Raw genomic sequence first — 18,906 nt, forward strand, 5'->3', positions numbered from 1 at the left:
CGCTGGCGGATGGAGCGCGGCCCCATGCCCGATCGCCTCGGGAGCGGCACCACGCCCGCCCCGCGGCGCGCCATGAGCGAGGTTCATACCGGTGAGATCCAATCCTTGACGTCCGACGCCCCACCTCTCGATCCCGCGCCGACGGTCGGCCTGATCGGGCTCGGCCGGATCGGGACCGTGCTGCTCACGGCCCTGCGCCGCTTCGCGCCGGAGACGCGCGTGATCGTGGCTGGACGCGACCCGGCGCGGGCCGCCGCCACGGCGGAGGCCTGGCCCGGCGTCGCTTCCATGGACGTCGCGCGCCTCGCGGCGGAGGCGGACATGGCGGTGCCGTGCCTGCCGCCGGAGGCGTACCGCGAGGGCGTGGCGGCGCTCGCCCCTCACCTGCGCGCGGAGGCCGTCCTGGTCAGCGTCACCAACGCGGTGCCGCTCGCAGATCTCGGGCGCCTCTGCGCCCGCCCAATCGTCAAGGTGATCCCGTCGCCGGCCCTGGCGGTGGGCCGGGGCGTCGCCCTCATCACCCCCGGCCCCAACGCCGGGCCTGCGGAGGTCGAGCGCGTCCGCACCCTGCTGCGGCGCTTCTGCCGGCCGGTGCTCGCCGATCCGGCGGATGGGCGCATTGCCTCGAACCTCGCCGGATCGGCGCCCGCGATCCTGGCCGCGTTCTGCGCGGACTTCCTAGAGGCCAACGCTGTCCGGGCGCGGATCGTCGGGCCGGAAGAGCTGCGCACCATGATGACGGAAGCCGTCGCGGCCCTCGCAGCCCTCCTCGATGAGGGATTGCGATTCGAGGACGTCGTCGCACTCACGGCCACGCCTGGCGGCACCACCGAGGCTGCAATCGCTGCCCTGGACGGACCTGCCCTCTGCGCGCGGCTCGTCGAGGCGACGGTCCGGCGCGAGGCGCAACTCCTCGGGCTCGCCCCCGTCACCCGTCACCGGCCGCCGGCCGGTTCCACACCCGGCGCCGCCCCGTCCATCCTCCCTTCCGGAGAGGTCCCATGCCCTTAGCCGAAGCGATCACCCCGTCCGTCGCGAGCACCCGCGATCCGCTCCTCCAGCCGCTCCGGATCAAGAACCTGGTCCTGCGCAACCGGGTCATGAGCACCAGCCACGCCGCCGGCCTGGAGGAGGGCGGCATGCCTAAGGAGCGTTATCAGCTCTACCACCTTGAAAAGGCGAAGGGCGGGATCGGCCTCAGCATGTTCGGCGGTTCCTCGAACGTGGCGCCCGACAGCCCCAACATCTTCCGCCAGCTCAATGTCGGCACGGACGAGATCGTCCCCTGGCTGCAGCAATTCTCCGCGCGCATGCACGCGGAGGGCGCGGCGCTGATGGTGCAGATCACCCATCTCGGCCGCCGCGGCGAGCCCTACGGCGACAAGTGGCTGCCGACCATCGGACCCTCGGCGATCCGCGAGACGCTGCACCGCAGCTTCCCCAAGGAAATGGACGAGCACGATATCCGACGGGTCGTGAAGGCCTACGCAGCCGCCGCGCGGCGCTGCCGGGACGGCGGCCTCGACGGCGTCGAGACCCTGGCGGGCGGTCACCTCATCGGCCAGTTCCTCTCCCCCTCGACCAACCGGCGGACCGACCGGTACGGCGGCTCGCTGGAGAACCGCTGCCGTTTCGGGCTTGAAGTGTTCGAGGCGATCCGCCGGGAGGTCGGCGACGACTACGTGGTGGGCATGCGCTACGTCATCGACGAGGGCGAGTCCGGCCTGCCGATGGACGACGCCATCAAGGTCGCGCACCTCTTCGAGCGCACCGGCATGCTCGACTTCTTCAACGCCATCGTCGGCCGCATGGACACCGAGCGGGCGCTCGCCGTGGACAACATGCCGGGCATGGCCTCGCCGATCGCGCCCTGGCTGCGGCAGGTCGGCGCCTTCAAGCGGGAGGTCGGGCTGCCGGTGTTCCACGCGGCCCGGATCTCCGACATTGCGACGGCCCGCCACGCGATCCGCGAGGGGCTCCTCGACATGGTGGCGATGACCCGCGCCCACATCGCCGACCCCCACATCGTGCGCAAGATCGCGGCCGGCGAGGAGGAGCGGGTGCGGCCCTGCGTGGGTGCAACCCACTGCCAGTCGCCCCACCGGCCGCACTGCATCCACAATCCCTCGACCGGGCGGGAAGGGCAGCTCCCCCATGAGATCACCCGGTCCAACCGGCCCGGCCGCAAGGTCGTGGTCGTCGGCGGCGGCCCCGCCGGCCTCGAGGCGGCCCGGGTCGCGGCCCTGCGCGGCCACGAGGTCGTGCTGCTCGAGGCGGGCGCCAAGCTCGGCGGTCAGCTCCTGCTGAGCCAGCGCGCGAGCTGGCGCCGCGACGTGATTGGCATCGTGGACTGGCGCGCCGAGGAGATCCGGCGCCTCGGCGTGCGGGTGGAGGTGAACCGCTACGCCGAGGTGGAGGACGTGCTCGCCGAGGCGCCGGACGCGGTCGTGGTGGCCACCGGCGGTGTCCCGGACATCGATTGGATCCCCGGCGCGGAGCATTGCGGCAGCGTCTGGGATGTGATCGGTGGCACCACCCCCTTCGCCGGGGAGGTCCTCGTCTACGACGGAACCGGCCGCCATCCCGGGCCCCAGGCGGCCGAGGCCGCGGCGCAGGACGGCCGCAAGGTGCAGTTCGTGTCGATCGACGCCCAGATCGCGCAGGAGCTGACCTATGCCGAGCGCATCATCTGGAAGAAGCGGATCTACGAACTCGGCGTGCCGACGACGTTCGACCACGAGATCGTCAAGGTCGAGCGGCGCGGCAACCGTCTCATCGCAACCTTCCGCAACCTCGCCTCTGAGCAGCTCAGCGAGCGCACGGCCGACCAGATCCTGGTGGAGCACGGCACCCGGCCGGCGGACGATCTCTATCACGGTCTCCGGCCCCACTCGGCCAATGACGGTGTCACGGATATCGACGCGCTCCTCGCGGGCGCCGCGCAGCCGCTAACCTGGCGCCCCGAGGCGCAGATGGAGCTGCACCGGGTCGGCGACGCGGTCGCCAGCCGCAACGTGCACACGGCGGTGCTCGATGCGCTGCGCCTCTGCCGGGCGCTCTGACCCATGCGGGTGAGGCAGGTCCGCGTCTACGTGGTCGAGAGCGGCGGCATCCGGCCGGTCATCCTCGAGATGACCGCCGACGACGGCACGGTGGGCCTGGGCGAGGCGGCGGTCGCCTACGGGCTCGGCGGGAAGGCGGCTGCCGCGATGATCGGGGAGCTCTGCGAGCGCTGCGTGATCGACCGCGATCCCTTCCGGATCGAGGCCATCTGGTCCGAGATGTAGGACCAGAGCGTCTGGACGAAGGGCGGCGGTCCGATCGTCTTCGCGGCGATGAGTGCGATCGAGCAGGCCCTGGTGGACATCAAGGCGCGGGCGCTCGGCGTGCCCGCCTACGACCTCCTCGGCGGGCGGATCCACGACCGGCTGCCGGCCTATGCCAACGGCTGGTACTTTGGCTGCAAGGACGCCGCCGACCTGCCGCGCCTCGCCGAGGCGACGGTGGCGGACGGGTACGACGCGCTGAAGTTCTATCCCTTCGCGGCGATCCTGGAGACGGGCCGATTGCGGCACCCGTCGCGCCGCGGGACGACCGACGACGGCCTGCGCCGACGGGCCGTGGCGGCCGTCGCCGGCCTGCGGGCCGCCCTCGGACCCGGGCCCAAGATCATGCTGGACCTCAGCGGGGGGCTCACCCCCGACGAGACGATCCGCTTCTGCCGCGAGGTCGAGGCCTTCGACATCGCCTATGTCGAGGAGCCGGCGGATCCGTTCGACCCGCACGCCCTCGGCAAGATCGCCGCCGGGATCTCCCAGCCGATCGCCTTCGGGGAGCGCGTCTATACGCGCTACGGCTTCCGGGACCTGCTCGCCGGGCGGGCCGTCGACATCCTGCAGCCGGACCTCGGCAATACGGGCGGTATCCTGGAGGGCCGCAAGATCGCTGCGATGGCCGAAGCCTACGGCGTGAAGGTGCAGCCGCACGTCTGCGCGAGCGCCCTCTCGACGGCGATCGCGATGCATTTCAGCGCGGCAACGCCGAACTTCTCCATGCAGGAGCACTTCCCGTACTGGGACCGCATCCCCGGCTACACCCAGGTGCTGGAGGATCCGATCGAGCCACAGGTCACGGCCGGCACCATCCCGGTGCGGGAGACCGTCGGGTACGGCGTGACGCTCCGCAAGGAGAGCCTGCGCGATTTCCTCTGGGCCGAGTTCCGGTAGGGCTCGACGCGCCGGCCCTGCTTGGTCGCGCGGAGACAGGGGGCCGCCCTCGCCTCCGCGCGGCAACCCCGCGCGGCGGGACCGTGCGTCAGCGGCCGATCGCGTCGAGGAACTGGTACCAGCCCGCGACGAGCCGTATCACCGGCTCGCGCAGGCCGTAGAACGGCAGCGGCTGGAAAGCGTGGGTGCCGAGCAGACCGACATCGGGCGATTCGCCGAGCGCGAAGGCGGCGGCGTAGCGACCGAGATGCGTCGACATGGCGACGCCGGCGCCGTTGTAGCCCATCGCGAAGGTCACGCGGTCGTCTAGGCGGCCGACATGCGGCAGCGCATCGAGGGTCATGGCGACGAGGCCCGACCATTGGTGGGACACCGGCGTGTCGGCGAGCGCCGGGAAGGTGCGCACCATCGCCCGGCGCAGGTCCGCGAATGCCGCCGCGGTGTCGTGGCGGCCGAAGGCGCCGCGACCGCCGTAGACCATTCGGCCGTCGACCATCCGGAACCAGCGCATCATCCGCCGGGTCTCGACGCAGATGCGGCGGGTCGGCAGCATCGCCGCCCGCAGATTGTCCGAGAGGATTTCGGTGGCGAGGATCGCGCTGCGGAACGGAACCAGGCGGGTGCGCAGGGGCTCCGTCGCGGGGGTGAGGTCGGAGTAGCCGTTGGTCGCCACGATCACCTGGCGGGCCCGGACGGAGCCGCGGGACGTCGCGACGCGGATTCCGCCCGCCTCGCGGCGAAGTTCCGTGGCGGGGCTGCCCTCGTGGATCGCGATCCCCCTGGCATGCGCGGCGCGCGCGAGTCCCCGCGCGTAGTTGAGCGGGTGCAGCCCGCCCGCACGGGCCGAGAGGACGCCGCCGACGAAGTCCCGCGAGCCTGTCTCGGCCGCCACTTCCTCGCCCGTGAGCCTCGTGACCGAAGCGTCGCCGATCTCCCGGCGCATCCACTCCATGTCGGCGACGGCGGATGCCAGGGCCTGCGGGGTATGGGCGCATTTGAGCTGGCCGACCCGGGCGTAACCAGCCTCCGGGATGTCGTGCTCGGCGATCATCCGCTCGAGCGTGCCGACCGAATCGTGCGCGATGGCGTGCATGCGCCGCGCCACCTCGATCCCGTGCGCCGCAGCGATCGCTTGGAAGGGGGCGCGAAATTTCGCCGAGACCACGCCGCCGTTGCGACCGCTCGCGCCCCACCCGACGGTGCTCGCCTCGAGGACGATCGCTCGCTCACCGCGCTCGGCCAGCGCCAAAGCCGCCGACAGGCCCGTATAGCCGCCGCCCACCACCGCGACGTCCGCCTGGACGTCGTCGCAGAGCGGCGCGAAATCCTGAGCCGGCACCGCGCGGGCGGCCCAGAGCGAGGCGGCCGAGGGCCTGGGGAAAGGCGATTCCATGGCCGGGCTACCGCCCCGTCACGGCCGCCGCGAAGGCCGCGTCGGCGGCGTCGGCGAGCTTCTCCAAAGTCGGAAAATGAAAATCGGGAGTGGTCACCCTGGCCGGCTTCGGCGTGCCGCCGAAGCCCTCGAGCCCCTGGCGCCGCTCGATCCAGCACACCGTGTAGCCGAGATCGCGGGCGACGCCGATGTCGTGATGCTGGCTCTGGGCCACGTGCAATATCTCGCTCTGCGTGAAGCCGAAGGCGGATTGCCGGCCGCGGTTGAAGGCGAAGAATTGTGGATCGGGCTTGGCGACGCCCGTCTCGTCGTAGGTGACGCTGTCGTGGAAGGGGGTTCCGAGCGTGTGGGAGTAGAACGAGAACGCGGCGCGGTCGGCATTCGTCATCGCGACGAGTCGATAATGGCCGCGCAGGCGCCTGAGGGCTGCGGCAGAGTCGGAGAAGGCCGGCCAGCGCAGCACCGAGAGCTGGAACGCGTCGGCGGCCGCGTCGCTGTCGGGAAATCCCAGTTCCTTGGCGACGTGGTGGTAGACGTCGACGAAGACCTCGCTCGACCGCTCGTGGTGCAACTCGCGGCCTCGCAGGTAAACCTCGAAGATGCGGGCGTCGCTGAGTTCCTCACGGCTGCGCCCGGACACCGCGCGCAGGTGGTCCAGGATCCCCTTCTCGAAGTCGATCAGGGTACCGACGACGTCGAAGGTGAGAACCTTGAAGCTGTCGAGGGAAGGAGTGGGCATGGGAGTTCCTCTCAGGCGGTGGCGCAGGGCGGCTCGGCCGCCCCAGCGATGATGTCTCGCGGCTGAACCAGGACCGCGAGCGTCGGGCGAGGCGCGGGATTGCACGCCGCCCGCCGATGGGATCGTCAAGCGTCCGGCGATGCCGGGCCGTGCGGCACGGCCCACTCGCGACGGCCCGCCAAGGCGCCGGGGCACCTCGCCGCGTGCGGCGTCGAGGACCGCACGGCCGGGAGGGGGGTGGTCTCCACCGCCACCCACCGCTGCGCGACCCAGCGACGGAACCGACGTTGCGCGCGCCGTCTCGGCTGGACGAGTGATCCGAACGTCACCATCGCGCCGACCGCTCTCCCGCGTCCCTGCGTGCTCTGCCCGCACAGGCTCACAAAACCCGACGGCCCGTTCAACATCAGAAAAGTCGACCCCGCATAACTTGAGGTTATGGCGCCCCGAAACACGCCCGCTCCAGGCCGAGGTCGGGGTAGCGCGCGTCGGCCTTGGCGATGTCGGCCCGCATCTCCGCGATAATCCAATCCCGCACCGCGGCCACCGACGCGCGGAGTGGACGCGCGCGCAGGTGGACAAGTTGGCAGACGCGCGCGGTCCGCGTGAGTCGTTCGCTCGCCGGCACGAGGTCGCCGGTTGCGAGCCAGTGCGACACCACGTTCAGCCAGCCGAGCGCCACGCCCTGGCCGAGGAGCGCGGCCTGGACCACCACCGCGTAGTCGGAGAAGTTCAGGGAAGCGCGGGTGCCGGTCCAGCCCGGCCCGGGATCGACCTCGCGGGTGCGCGCCGGCGAAGTCGCCGTGAGGTTGACCATGGTGGTCCGGCCGCCGCCGGCCGTGCTGCCGGCGAGATAGGTCGGGCTGCAGACCGGGAGCATCACCTCGTTCATCAGGAACAGCGCCTCGTGGTCGCGGTCGGGCCCCTCCACGAAGCGCATCCCGAGGTCGACGCTGTCGACGGGGCCGCCGAGCGCCCCGGGGATGAGCTGGAAGCGGAAGTCGACCGCCGGGAACGCTTCCTGAAGGGTGTTGATGCGGGGCATCAGCCAGTGCGTGGCGAAGGCCGATGAGACCGACAGCGTGACAGTGTCGGTTCCGGTGCGCCTGATGTCGATCTCCCGCAGCGCCGCCTCGATGCCCTGGAATCCGTCCGTCACGCGCTGGAAGAGAAGGCTACCCTCCTCGGTCAGCGCGAGGCCGTCGCTGGAACGGTCGAAGAGCCGCACGCCGAGATGGCGCTCGAGCTGCGAGATTGCCTTGCTAACCGCCGGCTGGGTCACGTTCAGCTCGGTCGCCGCCTGGGTGAAGCTGACGTTGCGCGCCACGGCCTCGAACACGAACAACGCATGGCTGGACGGGATCATCCGGCGCAGAGGCGGCATCCGCGAGCATCCTTTCCCGAGCAGGTTGCGAGGGCGCTGAACCCGTCCCGATCATGCAGAATGTCGGTGTGGAGGATAGCGCTCACGCCGCAGGCCGGCGCATCGTCGCTGCGGTAGCCGACGCTGAAGGCGCCCGCAGCGGGGAGCCATGCGGGAGGCTGGATGACCGACAGGCGAGCTATGTGGCTAGGTGTCCGGTTCATGGCGTCGAGCATCGCGTGCATATCAATCCGTGACAGGGCAGGAGTCATAGCCGCGACATCGGGCTGCTGAGCGCCCGCGGCCGTGCGGGGACAATTCCGCCAATCGCGCAGATGCGCCAGGAATTGGCGTCCGCCCAGTTCGGCTAAGCGCCACTTCCAGACATTCGACCGGTGCCGCTGGAATGGCCGCTAAATATCCGATAGCGGCCCTTCGAAGTCAGCGATTGCCCCTCTTGCACTCCCGCCGATTCGCATCAGGCGGGCGTATGGAACACACTCCCAAGCGTCCTTCGCGAAAGTCTGGATGGACCGCTCGTTTGAGCAGGAGCGAAGAGTTTCGAAAGCGCACGCCGACGCGTGGCTCAGGCTCGCCCACGTGGGGCCAAGCCGTCGAGACCTGGCAATCGGGACGCCGGATAAACCTTGTGCCATGCAGGATTAAAGGGTGGTGATGGGTTCTAACCGGGCAGCCGGCGGCCATCGTCGAGCTTGACGATCGCGTACCAGCTACCACTTTCTGCGTTGAGAACAGGCGTAGGTCGGAGGGCACCTTGATGAACCTGAAGCAATTGCTGCTATCTGCCGGATGTTTTGCGCTATCGACGGTACCTGTCTTGGCGCAAACAAGTGTCAAGGTCGGCGTCCTGAACGACATGTCTGGCGTCTACTCGGATATTGGCGGCAAAGGCTCCGTCGTTGCAGCGCAACTTGCTGCAGAGGATTTCGCCGCAATCAGCAAGGATGTCAGCGTCGAGATCGTGTCCGCCGATCACCAAAATAAACCGGATATCGGCGCGGGTATCGCCCGGCAATGGTATGACAGGGATAGCGTCGATGCCATCCTGGACGTGCCAACGTCGTCGGTTGCGCTCGCAGTCAGCCAGATCACGCGCGAGAAAAACAAGATTTTCATCGACTCGGGCGCTGGTAGCACCGACCTGACCGGGTCGCAGTGTTCCCCCAACACTGTGCACTGGACCTACGACACGTACGCGCTCGCGAACGGCACGGGCAGCGCCATGGTCAAGCGCGGCGGTGACACTTGGTTCTTCCTGACGGCAGATTATGCCTTCGGACAATCGCTACAGAACGAGACCGCCGCAGTCGTCACGCGAAGCGGAGGAAAGGTTGTCGGCTCCGCCAAGGTGCCGTTCCCAGCCAACGACTTCTCGTCCTTCCTGCTTCAGGCGCAGGGATCCGGCGCCAAGGTGATCGGGCTCGCGAACGCGGGCGGCGACACCATCAATGCCGTCAAACAGGCCCACGAATTCGGCATCACGCAGGGCGGGCAGAAGCTCGCGGCACTGCTTTTTTACGTACTCGACGCCAAGGCACTCGGCCTCGAGACGGCGCAGGGGCTGGTGCTCACCGAATCTTTCTACTGGGACCTGAACGACGGCACTCGGGCCTTCTCGGAACGCTTCGCGAAGAGGGCGAACGGCAACATGCCGACCATGAATCAGGCCGGCGTGTACGCGGGCCTGCTGCATTACCTGAAGGCGGTCGCGGCGACGAAGTCGAAGGATGCAAAAGTCGTCATGGACTGGATGAAGGCGAATCCGACCGACGATCCGCTGTTCGGCAAGGGCACAATCCGGGCGGACGGCCGCAAGATCCACGACATGTACCTGTTCGAGGTCAAGAAGCCGGCCGAGTCGAAAGGACCGTGGGATCTATACAACAAACTCGCGACGATCCCCGGTGATCAGGCCTTCAAGCCCATGAGCCAGGGTGGCTGCCCGCTCGTCGGCAAGACCTAACGAAGGCCGGGCGGTAATTACCCACGGGGTGCGCGCGAGCGCGGCGTGACCCACAAGCGAGGCCGCTGGAGGGAGCCTGCCGCGCCTCTTGCCGGAAGCCGATTTCGCTGATTCCCTCGTGAGATGGGCCGCAGCGAACTGGAACGCCTGAGCAAGGAGGAGTTGATCGAGCTGGTGCTGCGCCTGCAGCGCCCGGAGAAGACCTCGCGCACCTCCTCCAAGCCGCCCTCCACCGATCGCAAGGAGCGGCGCGAGCAGGCCAAGCCCGGCGGCGCCAAACCAGGTCACGAGGGGCACAGTCGCATGCTCAGCCCCGATCCCGACGAGGTCGTGGCCCACCGCCCGGGTCAGTGCCCGTACTGCGGCGGTGCCCTGGCAGCGGACCTGCCGGCCGAGATCGTCAGCGTGTGCGAGCGGACCGAGTTGCCCGAGGTGACGCCCGTCGTCACCCAGCATCAGCGGCTGGCGGTGCGCCGCCCGTCCTGCGGGACCCGCGTTGTCGCCCCGGTGCCGCAGGCGGCGGCCAGCACGCCGTTTGGCCCGCGCCTGCACGCGGTGGCGACCTACCTGAAGACCTTCCAGGGCCTGTCCTACGGGCGTCTGCAGGCCGCGCTGGCCAACCTGTTCGGGCTGACCCTGAGCCAGGGCGGGCTGATGAACGGGCTCGCGGCGGGCCCAGGGTCGGTTCGTGGGAGGCCGTGAAGCGGCGGTGCCGACGCTGCGCCGAGCCGCAGTGGTGGCCTCGGACGAGACTGGCGTCCGGATCGAAGGCAGCAACTCGTACCACTGGGTCTCCCGCTCGGACGAGGCGGTCGTTCATCACGCCGCCCCGACCCGAGCCGCCGCGGTGGTGCACGCGATGATGGATGGGCACCGGCCCGCGGTGTGGCTGTCGGACCGCTACATCACCCAGCAGGGGCACGGCGTGCGGCACCAGACCTGCCTAGCGCATCTGGCCCGTGACGTCGCCTACGCGGTGGAGGTCAGCGACGACCCGGTGCCGCTGCGCCTGCAGTTGTGGCTCGGGTCCGTGTTCAGCTTGGCCGAGCGCGTCATCGACTTGGCGGCCTCGACGCTCTCGGCCAAGCGCCGGGCGCTGGAACGGCGGCTGTCCGAGATCCTGTCCGTCCCGAGCCAGTGCGATCTGACCCGCGCTCTGCAAGCCGAGATCGGCCGGGCTCGCGACCAACGGCGCTGCGCGCGGCCACCAGCGCGAACTCGGCTCTCAGCGCAGGCTCCACGAGGTAATCGCGCCCGTCCACCTGCACGATCTGCCGCCCCTCGGCCGCCAGGGTGCCGATCCCGGTGGCGGTGAGTACGCCGCCAAGGCCCGCGCCGCCGGCCCGGACCCGTTCAGCCAGCGTGCCCTGCGGCACGCGTTCCACCGCGATCTCGCCCGCGATCATCGCTTTCTGCGTCTCGGGGTTGGTGCCGATATGCGAGGCGATCACCCGCGCCACGCAGCCCGCCGAGACCAGCCGGCCGATGCCGACGCCTGTCAACGGGCTTCGAACCTTCCGCAATTTCGGGCGCGCAATTTTCCTCAGATCGGCGGGCTCGGCGGTCAGGCGATGCCGAGGTGAGCACCTCCATTCTTGGGCGGGCGTCCGCGCCGACGCGGAGGCGGGGCGAGCGGCGGAGCCTGCAGGGCTGCCTTCGAGCGGATGTGCTCGGGCATGAGCGCGGTGTGCTGGCGCAGCCGGTAGCTTGAGCCCTCGATCTGCACCACCACGGCGTGGTGAAGCAACCGGTCCAGCAGCGCGGTCGCCACCACCGGATCGCCGAACACCTCCCCCCACTCTGCAAAGCCGCGGTTCGAGGTCAGGACCATCGCGCCCCGCTCGTAGCGCGCGTTGACGAGCTGGAAGAACAGGTTGCCCCCGCCCGGCACCACCGGCAGGTAGCCGATCTCGTCCACGATCAGCAGCGCCGGCCGGCAGAAGTAGCGGATCTTCTCGCGCAACGTTCCTTCCCGCTCGGCCCGCGCCAGCGTTCCCACAAGGTCGGCCAGGGTGGTGAAGTACACGCTGCGGCCCGCCTTCACCGCCTCGACCCCGAGGGCCACCGCCAAGTGGCTCTTGCCGGTGCCGGGCGGGCCGAGGAAGTGCAGCACCTCGCAGCGGTCCACGAAGCCCAGCTCGGCCAGGGCCAGGATGCGGGTGCGGTCGAGCGAGGGCTGGAAGGCGAAGTCGAAGCCCGACAGCGTCTTGACCGTCGAGAGCCGCGCCATCACCAGCGCGGTCTTCACCCGCCGGCTCTCGCGTAGGCTCAGCTCCTCGCTCAGCAGGGCATCGACCGCCTCCAGCGCGCTGAGTTCGCCGCGCTCCAGCCGCCGCACGGTGGTGTCGACGATCTCCAGGGCGCGCGGCATCTTCAGCCCTACCAGCGTGGCCTTGATCCGCTCGACCAGTGGGGGGATCAGCTCGCCAGTTCCGCTCATGCCGCGTCTCCCCGGTCGGTCCTGGGCACGCCGGCTCCCGCGAGTTGGCGGGCTACGGCGTCGTAGATGGCCAGCGGGCGACGCGCGACCTGGTCGCCGGCGCGCCTGACGACCACCGGCTCGGCAGGGTCTCGTGGCTCGGGCGGGGGAGATCGCGGCCGCCGATGGGCTGGATCGACCTGCGTCAGCCCACGCCCTTCCAGGGGCAGGTGGCAGGCAACGAGCTCACCCGCCTCGTAGATGCGGATCTGATCGGCCAGCACGTGCACCTCCAGGGCGCGGCGGCGGGTGGTGTCGGGCACGCTGTAGAGATTGCCCGCCACCGAGACGAAGCCCTCGTGGGTGACGCGCCGCTCCAGGCTGAGCACGGCTTCGTAGGGCACGGGCGGCAGCGCCCGCAGCTGGCTGCGCTCCTCCGCGAAGGCGTCGGCGACGATCCGCTTGGTCGTGGCGTGCCGGCGGGCGTTGGCCACGGTGTCGAGCCAGTGCCGCAGCTGGTCGTTCAGGTCGTCGAGGTTGCGGAACGAGCGGGCGAGGAAGAAGTCCTCGCGCAGGTAGCGGAACGGGCGCTCGACCTTGCCCTTGGTCTTGGCCCGGTAGGGACGGCAGGCGCGCGGCAGGAACCCGTAGTGGCGCGCGAGATCGAGAAGGCTGCGGTTATAGATGACCAAGCCGTCGGGATCCTCGCCGATCACGGCGGTCTTCATGCGGTCGTAGAGGATCTCGCGCGGGGCGCCTCCAAGGGCCTGGAAGGCGGCGATGTGGCAGCGCAGGACCGTCTGCAGATCCTGGTGGACGACGAAGCGGGCCCAGAGATAGCGCGAGTGGCCCAGCACCATCGCGAACAGCCAGACGATGCGGGTCACGCCCGGCTCGTCGGCGAAGACGACCTCGAAGCGGGCGAGGTCGACCTGGGCCTGCTCGCCCGGCGGGGTCTCGAAGCGGCGCTCGATAGGCAGAGGAGCTGAGGGGCGAAGCAGGGCCACGGCTCGCTTCACGGCGGTGTAGGCCCCTGCGAAGCCGCGCTCCTTCAACTCGCGCCAGAGACGGACGGCCGTAAGCTGCGGGTAGGCGGCCAGGCGCTCGCGCAGGTAGGGCAGGAAGGCGTCGGTGGCCCGCGCGCGGGGGGATCGCGGTCCGTAGACGGGCGGCTCGAGGCCGCGGGCGATGTACTTGGCGACGGTCTTGCGGTCGAGGCCGAGCTGGCGGGCGATGGCGGTGACCGAGAGGCCCTGCCGGTGGAGGTCCAGGATCGTCATGAGTTCCCCGAGGCTGACCACCGCGCCGCTCCCTCCCGCCACGGGGACCAGCTTCGGTGAGACGGCCGCCGCGCGGGCATCCCGCCTCAAACAGGAGGCTCAGGGGCGGCCGGGAGGGTGGGGAAAATTGCAGGCCCACAAGTGAGGAGGATCCAACGCCCGCTCACAGACGCCGGGCCGGGCCGTGTCGTTGGCGATGATCGTAAGGCCGCGCACGCCCCGCTCGACCAGCGCCGCGATCGCGCGGTTCGGAGTTCCCACGGCCATGAAGCCGCCGATCATCACGCTGGCTCCGTCTGGAACCAGGTCAGCAGCCGCAGCAGGGGTCAGGCTGTTCCTCACGGGAGATCCATTCCGATGTTCTGGTGGCGCGCTGCCATCTGTATCGGCGTCGCGCCGATCCGTTGTTCCTTGAGGTAGTGGTCAGAAAAGCGGCCGCTAGGGGTTACAGATACTCGACATTGCCATCAACACTGATGATCTGACCGGTAATGTTTACTGCCGCTGGCGAACACAGGAACAACGCCATCGCCGCGATGTCATCTTCGGTCACCATTCTGCCAAGCGAGATTTTTTTGAGGTATTCGCCTTTCATTACTTCAAAGCTGACCCCAAGCGCCTGCGCCCGCGCGTCGATCACGCGATCCATCCGCGGTCCAGCAACGAGGCCCGGTAGAACTGCGTTGACCCGCACATTCTCCCGGCCAAGCTCAATGGCGAGCGACTTAACTAACCCTGCAATCGCCCATTTGGTCGAGGCATACGGCGTCCTGAACGGGTACCCGAGACGTCCAGCCACCGACGATATAGCAACGATGCTCGGCGCCTGAGAGCCTTTCAGGATGGGGACGGCGCGGCGCAAAACGTAGAACTGGCTGTTCAGATTGGTCGAGACTGTTCGCTCCCAGTCCTCCGGCTCAAGGGCCTCGATAGCTCCGGTAGGGCCGGCGATCCCGGCGTTGTTGACGATGACATCCAACCCCCCGAGCGCATCGGCAGCAGCGTCGACAAAGCGATCGACACTCTGTCTTTCGGCCACGTCTGCGACAGCGGCACCAATTGCTGGGTTGGCCGTTTTGATGTCCTCGACCGCCGAAGGGTCGATGTCGCAGACATACACGCGCGCGCCGATCTCAGCGAACGCCTTTGCGATGGTGGCACCAATCCCTGCAGCTCCGCCCGTCACCAAAACTTTCAGGCCGGGCAAGGGCTTTAGACGTTCGACCGTACTCATGGAATTCCCTCGCGTGGCAGTTCGAGATGGTTCCTGCGGCGCTCCGTGGTTACGGATGACTCATACGCAGGGCGCTATCATTGTGGGGCTCAGACTCGGATTGAAGGAATTTGGCCAAGATCGGGATCAAGACGAGGCCGAGCACCGACGTTAAAGCGATGACAGCGAAGCCAGAGGCGCTGCGACCCGTTTCTTTCTCCACGAGACCGAATATGTACGGTCCGATAAAACCCCCGATGAGGCCGATTGTGTTAATGAATGCGAGGCCCGCGGCCGCCTGGATGCCATGCAGCCGCTTCATAGCGACAGACCAGAAGATCGGCAGGATGCCACCCGCAAAGAAGGCCGTCGTCGTAAAAAGCACAAGCTGGATTGCAGGCAGCGTCGTCAGCAGAAACAAAATCGAGCTTGCGAGGAGGCCTGCTGTGATAAGGCCTAAAAAGAGCATGTCACCCGTGAAGAAACGCTTGACCCGCGGCAGGATCAGAACACCCAGAAGAAACCCAATCCCGACGGTGCTTGAGAGCAACCCGATCATCAGTGGCGTATTTGCTTGCATTTGCTGAACCATAGAAGGGACGAAAAAGTACAATCCCACAAAACCGATTTGGTTGAAAAGGTAGATGAGCGCGATCACAATCGTGCTCGGGCGCTTTATCGCGGAGATCCACTCCTTCGAGGGTGCGTGAGACTGATGGACTGTCTCTCCGCTCGCGTTGCTTTCGAGAGCCGCCGCTTCAGCCGGTGTCAGCCAACGAGCGTCTCTCGGACGGTCAGGGAAGATAAACCAAAGGACAATACCGAAAATGACGGTTGGGACACCTTCAAGCAAAAACATCCACTGCCATCCATGCAAGCCACCTAAGCCGTCCAATTGCATTAAAGCTCCGCCCAATGGATTGCCGATCGTCAAACCCATTGCGGGGGCAGTGTAGATCCAGCCGACCGCGACGGCGCGGTCTCTCTGCGCGAACCACAGCGTCGTTACATACATGAGGGCCGGAAACAAGCCTGCTTCGGCCACACCCAGCAGCAAGCGGAATGCATAAAAGGACCATTCGCCCTGGACAAACATCATCGCGGCGGAAAGCGCGCCCCAGGTAACCGCAATCCGTGCTATCCACCGTCGCGGGCCTACGCGGTGCGCCAGAAGATTGCTCGGAACTTCCAACAGGGCGTATCCCCAGAAGAAGATCCCCGCCCCAAACCCATACATGGCGGGCGTGATCCCCAAGTCAGTTTGAAATGCGGATTTCGCGAGCGCGACGTTGGTGCGATCGATGAACGAAAGGAAGTATATAAACACCATCATCGGGAGAAGATGGCGCATCACCTTCGCCGTGGCTACCCGGAGCGTCTCGTCTGCTGTTGTTGTCGATGTGCTGGGCGGTGCCTTGTCCATAGCTCATTATCTCCGAAATTTGCGCCGCTCGAGATTCCAGCCGATCGCGCAAGCGTCGTGCTTCCATTTGGATATATTCTGCCTTAACGGATTGAGGTTCATAGGAGGATCACAGCGAAACTTTGTCTCTGCCCTTCAGCTTCAACATCTCCCGGGCTTCATCGGGTGTAGCGATTTCCAGGGAAAGAGCTTCAAGAATACCGCGTATCTTCCTGACCTGCTCAGCACTCGTCTTAGCCTGAACTCCCTTTGAGATGTAGATGCTGTCCTCCAATCCGACGCGAACGTTGCCGCCCATGAGCGCCCCCATCGTTACAAATGGAAGCTGGTGGCGGCCTGCACCCAGAACAGAAAGCAGGTAGGCATCCCGGCCGAACAGCCGATCGGCTGTCATTCGCATCAGTGTCAGGTTTTCAGGATCAGCCCCAAGCCCCCCTAAAATTCCGAATATCGATTGAATGAAGAAGGGCGGTTTAACCAGCCCCTGATCTGCAAAATATGCAAGGTTATAAAGATGCCCGACATCATAGCATTCGAACTCGAACCGTGTTCCCTGGTGGCCCATCTCATCCAGGATATGGGATATATCTTTAAAAGTATTTCTGAAGACGATATCTTCAATTACTTGAAGATATTCCCTTTCCCACTCGTATTTCCATGATTAAATGCGCTCAGCGACCCTATGAATAGAGAAATTCATCGATCCCATGTTCAGCGAGCACATTTCAGGTGCCGCTTCCATGGGATAGGCGAGCCGCTCGCCCATCGTCATGCGCGTGCTGCCCCCGGTGGTGATATTGATGACAGCGTCCGTGGCAGCGGCAATAACGGGTACGAACTGACGGTATACAGCTGGATCTGGCGTCGGACGGCCGTCCGACGGGTCACGGGCGTGGAGATGGATGATGGCCGCGCCCGCTTCCGCGGCCTCGATCGACTGTTTGGCGATCTGCTCCGGCGTCAATGGAAGGTATTCAGACATCGTCGGAGTGTGCGTGGACCCCGTGACGGCGCACGAAATGATGACTTTCCGGTTCGAGCTTTTCATAGCGATACTCGCGGTAACAATAGGCCATTAGTCCTGAGCAAAGCGGTCAGCAATTAGCGCCGAAAACAATAAGTGATGAAGCTATGGAGGACGCGGGAGATCGCCCAGTGTGTGCTGGTTATCGCCACTCCCACTCACCGCGGACGCGTTCCTCTCGTCCGGCAGGTCGCGACTAACGTGGTGATCCGTCGGCAAGCTTGACTGAAGCGCAACCGCCACCGACCACCAAGTGGGGGGACGCGGTATCGGCCCCAGGAATCGTCTTGAGTGCGGAGAAGGCGACATCCACGCCTGGTGAATGCTGAAAAGCGTTGCTGCCGGCCGACAGGCTGGCGACGTGATGGGAAAGGGGTTCAAAGCTCTTCCTCCCCAGGAATTTTAGCGCATGCTACGTCTGCCCTCTGTGGGGACCAAGGTCATTTTCGGACAGGGTCGGGTCTTTATCGGACGTGCTGGAGGGGACGGTGTCTAAGAGGCTGCCGCTGCCAAGCGAGAGGATCTACGCTCCGTACAAAATAGCCGCGCTGGTTGAAATCTTGGGCGAGCAGGGCATCCCGCCCGAGGAGGCTCTGCGCGATACGGGGGTTGAGGCAAGCAAAATCTATGATGCCTCGGCTCTTACGTCGGTGCGGCAGTACGTGGCGGTTTGCAGAAATGCACTCGCGCTATCGTGCGAACCAAGAACACCTTTTCAAGTCGGCGCGCGCCTGCATCTTTCTGCATACGGTATGTATGGGTACGCTTTGATGTCGTGTCTTTCACTCCGGGACTACTTTAGACTCGGAGTAAAATACCATTTATTGGCTACCCCGACCCTTGCAATAGAGTGGAGAGAGTACCCGAATGTGGCGGTGTGGACGTTTCCTGACGAATTTACATTTGCTCCATCCAAGGAACTTCGGCAGTTCCTGATAGAACAGCAGTTTACACAACAGGTCACTCACCTGCAGGACGTTGCCGGCCGGAGTTGCCCACCGGCCAAGGCGCATTTTTCGTACTCGGCGCCGGAACATGCCGCTATTTATGCCGATTATCTTGGGTGTCCGTGTTTTTTTGAGCAAGAACATTGCGAGTTGCACTACGATAGCGCCATTCTCGAACAAAAGCCCCAGCTTGCGCATCGGCTGACGTCCGCTCTGCTTCAGGACGCGTGCGATACTCTGATCGGAAAGGCTAATGCGTCGGCCGGTGTCGCCGGTGAGGTCTACCAGATCTTGATGAGATCGCCCGGCGTGTTCCCTGATATGGAAGATGTAGCACAGACCCTGCGTATGACATCTCGGACACTACGGCGCCGCCTCGACGCCGAACAGGTATCATTTTCAGCAATTATCGATGACGTCCATCGTTCGCTGGCAACGGAATATCTGCGAATGACAAGTATGAGCCTTGAGGACATCGCGCTGCTTGTCGGTTTCAGCGATGCCGCGAACTTCCGGCGAGCCTTCAAACGGTGGACCGGGAAAAATCCAGGGGAGTTCCGTGGCGAGATGCCGCTAAGGGCGACGCACCGGCATCATGTCCCCCGTCACTCCGGTTCTTAAAGCACTTTGCTTGGCCGGAGAACCGGCATAACGACCAATTCTCACGGCCAGGGTAGGCCGCGTCCGCCGACGCACTTGATATGAGAGCTGCCCCAAGCGGCGGATATCAGCAGCCGTGTCGCGACATCAAATGTCTGGAGAGCCCTCGGAACCGGACATTTCCGACATCCGCCGCGAGGGGCCGCTTTGGGTCATACTTTCCCGTTCAGCGGTGGTGCTGTCGGTGACGCTACATCGGAGCGCCGGATGCTGCAGAGAGGCAGGGGAGGGGACG

At 66.3% G+C, this 18,906-nt stretch carries 13 protein-coding genes and 4 pseudogenes; 7 read left to right on the forward strand and 10 right to left on the reverse strand.

Translation table 11 applies throughout. The features are described from left to right. Nucleotides 1-24 precede the first annotated feature (24 nt). Genes QA634_RS27830 through QA634_RS27845 form a run of 4 tightly spaced genes read left to right on the forward strand, consistent with a single transcriptional unit; the run spans nt 25 to nt 4,226 of the window. On the forward strand, nt 25-1,011 hold the full coding sequence (locus tag QA634_RS27830; RefSeq protein ID WP_012335224.1) for a pyrroline-5-carboxylate reductase family protein: 987 nt from the start codon (nt 25-27) through the stop codon (nt 1,009-1,011). Then, nucleotides 1,002-3,062 carry an NADH:flavin oxidoreductase gene (locus QA634_RS27835; protein WP_012335225.1) on the forward strand — a complete coding sequence of 687 codons (2,061 nt, stop codon included), beginning with the start codon at nt 1,002-1,004 and terminating at the stop codon, nt 3,060-3,062. The genes QA634_RS27830 and QA634_RS27835 overlap by 10 nt, the downstream gene beginning before the upstream one ends. Before the next feature lie 9 nt (nt 3,063-3,071). Continuing rightward, nucleotides 3,072-3,287, forward strand: coding sequence for a hypothetical protein (locus QA634_RS27840; protein WP_265576430.1), 216 nt, complete (start codon nt 3,072-3,074; stop codon nt 3,285-3,287). Nucleotides 3,288-3,335: 48 nt separating this feature from the next. Beyond that, nucleotides 3,336-4,226: a mandelate racemase/muconate lactonizing enzyme family protein gene (locus tag QA634_RS27845; protein ID WP_265576431.1), complete on the forward strand. Its 891-nt coding sequence runs from the start codon at nt 3,336-3,338 to the stop codon at nt 4,224-4,226. 88 nt (nt 4,227-4,314) lie between these two features. Here QA634_RS27845 and QA634_RS27850 read toward each other — a convergent pair whose 3' ends face one another. The 3 genes from QA634_RS27850 to QA634_RS27860 all read right to left on the reverse strand — a co-directional run bounded on the left by QA634_RS27850 (nt 4,315) and on the right by QA634_RS27860 (nt 7,742). Beyond that, nucleotides 4,315-5,619, reverse strand: coding sequence for an NAD(P)/FAD-dependent oxidoreductase (locus tag QA634_RS27850; protein ID WP_012335226.1), 1,305 nt, complete (start codon nt 5,617-5,619; stop codon nt 4,315-4,317). Between the two features lie 7 nt (nt 5,620-5,626). Further along, entirely contained in the window at nt 5,627-6,358 is a 732-nt protein-coding gene (locus QA634_RS27855) for an HAD-IA family hydrolase (protein WP_012335227.1), read from the reverse strand. Between the two features lie 436 nt (nt 6,359-6,794). Further along, a complete protein-coding gene (locus QA634_RS27860) occupies nt 6,795-7,742 on the reverse strand; it encodes a LysR family transcriptional regulator (protein WP_012335228.1) in 948 nt (315 codons plus the stop codon). Nucleotides 7,743-8,499: 757 nt separating this feature from the next. On the opposite strand from QA634_RS27860, the gene QA634_RS27865 reads away from it, so the two are divergent. Both QA634_RS27865 and tnpC read left to right on the forward strand, forming a co-directional pair. After that, nucleotides 8,500-9,705 carry an ABC transporter substrate-binding protein gene (locus QA634_RS27865; RefSeq protein ID WP_012335229.1) on the forward strand — a complete coding sequence of 402 codons (1,206 nt, stop codon included), beginning with the start codon at nt 8,500-8,502 and terminating at the stop codon, nt 9,703-9,705. Between the two features lie 123 nt (nt 9,706-9,828). After that, nucleotides 9,829-10,894 (forward strand): annotated as a pseudogene (gene tnpC, locus QA634_RS27870) (IS66 family transposase); the annotation flags it as partial. 1 nt (nt 10,895) lies between these two features. Here tnpC and QA634_RS27875 read toward each other — a convergent pair. From QA634_RS27875 to QA634_RS27905, 7 genes and pseudogenes are all read right to left on the reverse strand, one after another. Then, nucleotides 10,896-11,201 (reverse strand): annotated as a pseudogene (locus QA634_RS27875) (CoA-transferase); the annotation flags it as partial. Nucleotides 11,202-11,269: 68 nt separating this feature from the next. Then, a complete protein-coding gene (gene istB / locus QA634_RS27880) occupies nt 11,270-12,145 on the reverse strand; it encodes an IS21-like element ISMtsp8 family helper ATPase IstB (RefSeq protein WP_012290057.1) in 876 nt (291 codons plus the stop codon). Then, nucleotides 12,142-13,425 (reverse strand): IS21-like element ISMtsp8 family transposase, encoded by a 1,284-nt coding sequence (gene istA, locus QA634_RS27885; RefSeq protein WP_012290058.1) that lies wholly within the window; start codon nt 13,423-13,425, stop codon nt 12,142-12,144. The genes istB and istA overlap by 4 nt, the downstream gene beginning before the upstream one ends. A 150-nt stretch (nt 13,426-13,575) precedes the next feature. Next, nucleotides 13,576-13,746: pseudogene (locus QA634_RS35955) on the reverse strand (CoA-transferase); the annotation flags it as partial. Between the two features lie 103 nt (nt 13,747-13,849). After that, entirely contained in the window at nt 13,850-14,638 is a 789-nt protein-coding gene (locus QA634_RS27895) for an SDR family oxidoreductase (protein ID WP_012335232.1), read from the reverse strand. 49 nt (nt 14,639-14,687) lie between these two features. After that, on the reverse strand, nt 14,688-16,040 hold the full coding sequence (locus QA634_RS27900; RefSeq protein WP_012335233.1) for an MFS transporter: 1,353 nt from the start codon (nt 16,038-16,040) through the stop codon (nt 14,688-14,690). A 109-nt stretch (nt 16,041-16,149) separates the two neighbouring features. Then, a pseudogene (locus tag QA634_RS27905) lies at nt 16,150-17,088 on the reverse strand (3-keto-5-aminohexanoate cleavage protein). Nucleotides 17,089-17,552: 464 nt separating this feature from the next. On the opposite strand from QA634_RS27905, the gene QA634_RS27910 reads away from it, so the two are divergent. Beyond that, complete coding sequence (locus QA634_RS27910) at nt 17,553-18,632, forward strand: AraC family transcriptional regulator (RefSeq protein ID WP_083784819.1); 1,080 nt, start codon at nt 17,553-17,555, stop codon at nt 18,630-18,632. Nucleotides 18,633-18,906: the final 274 nt, after the last annotated feature.

It is taken from the genome of Methylobacterium sp. CB376 (assembly GCF_029714205.1).
Lineage (GTDB): Bacteria > Pseudomonadota > Alphaproteobacteria > Rhizobiales > Beijerinckiaceae > Methylobacterium.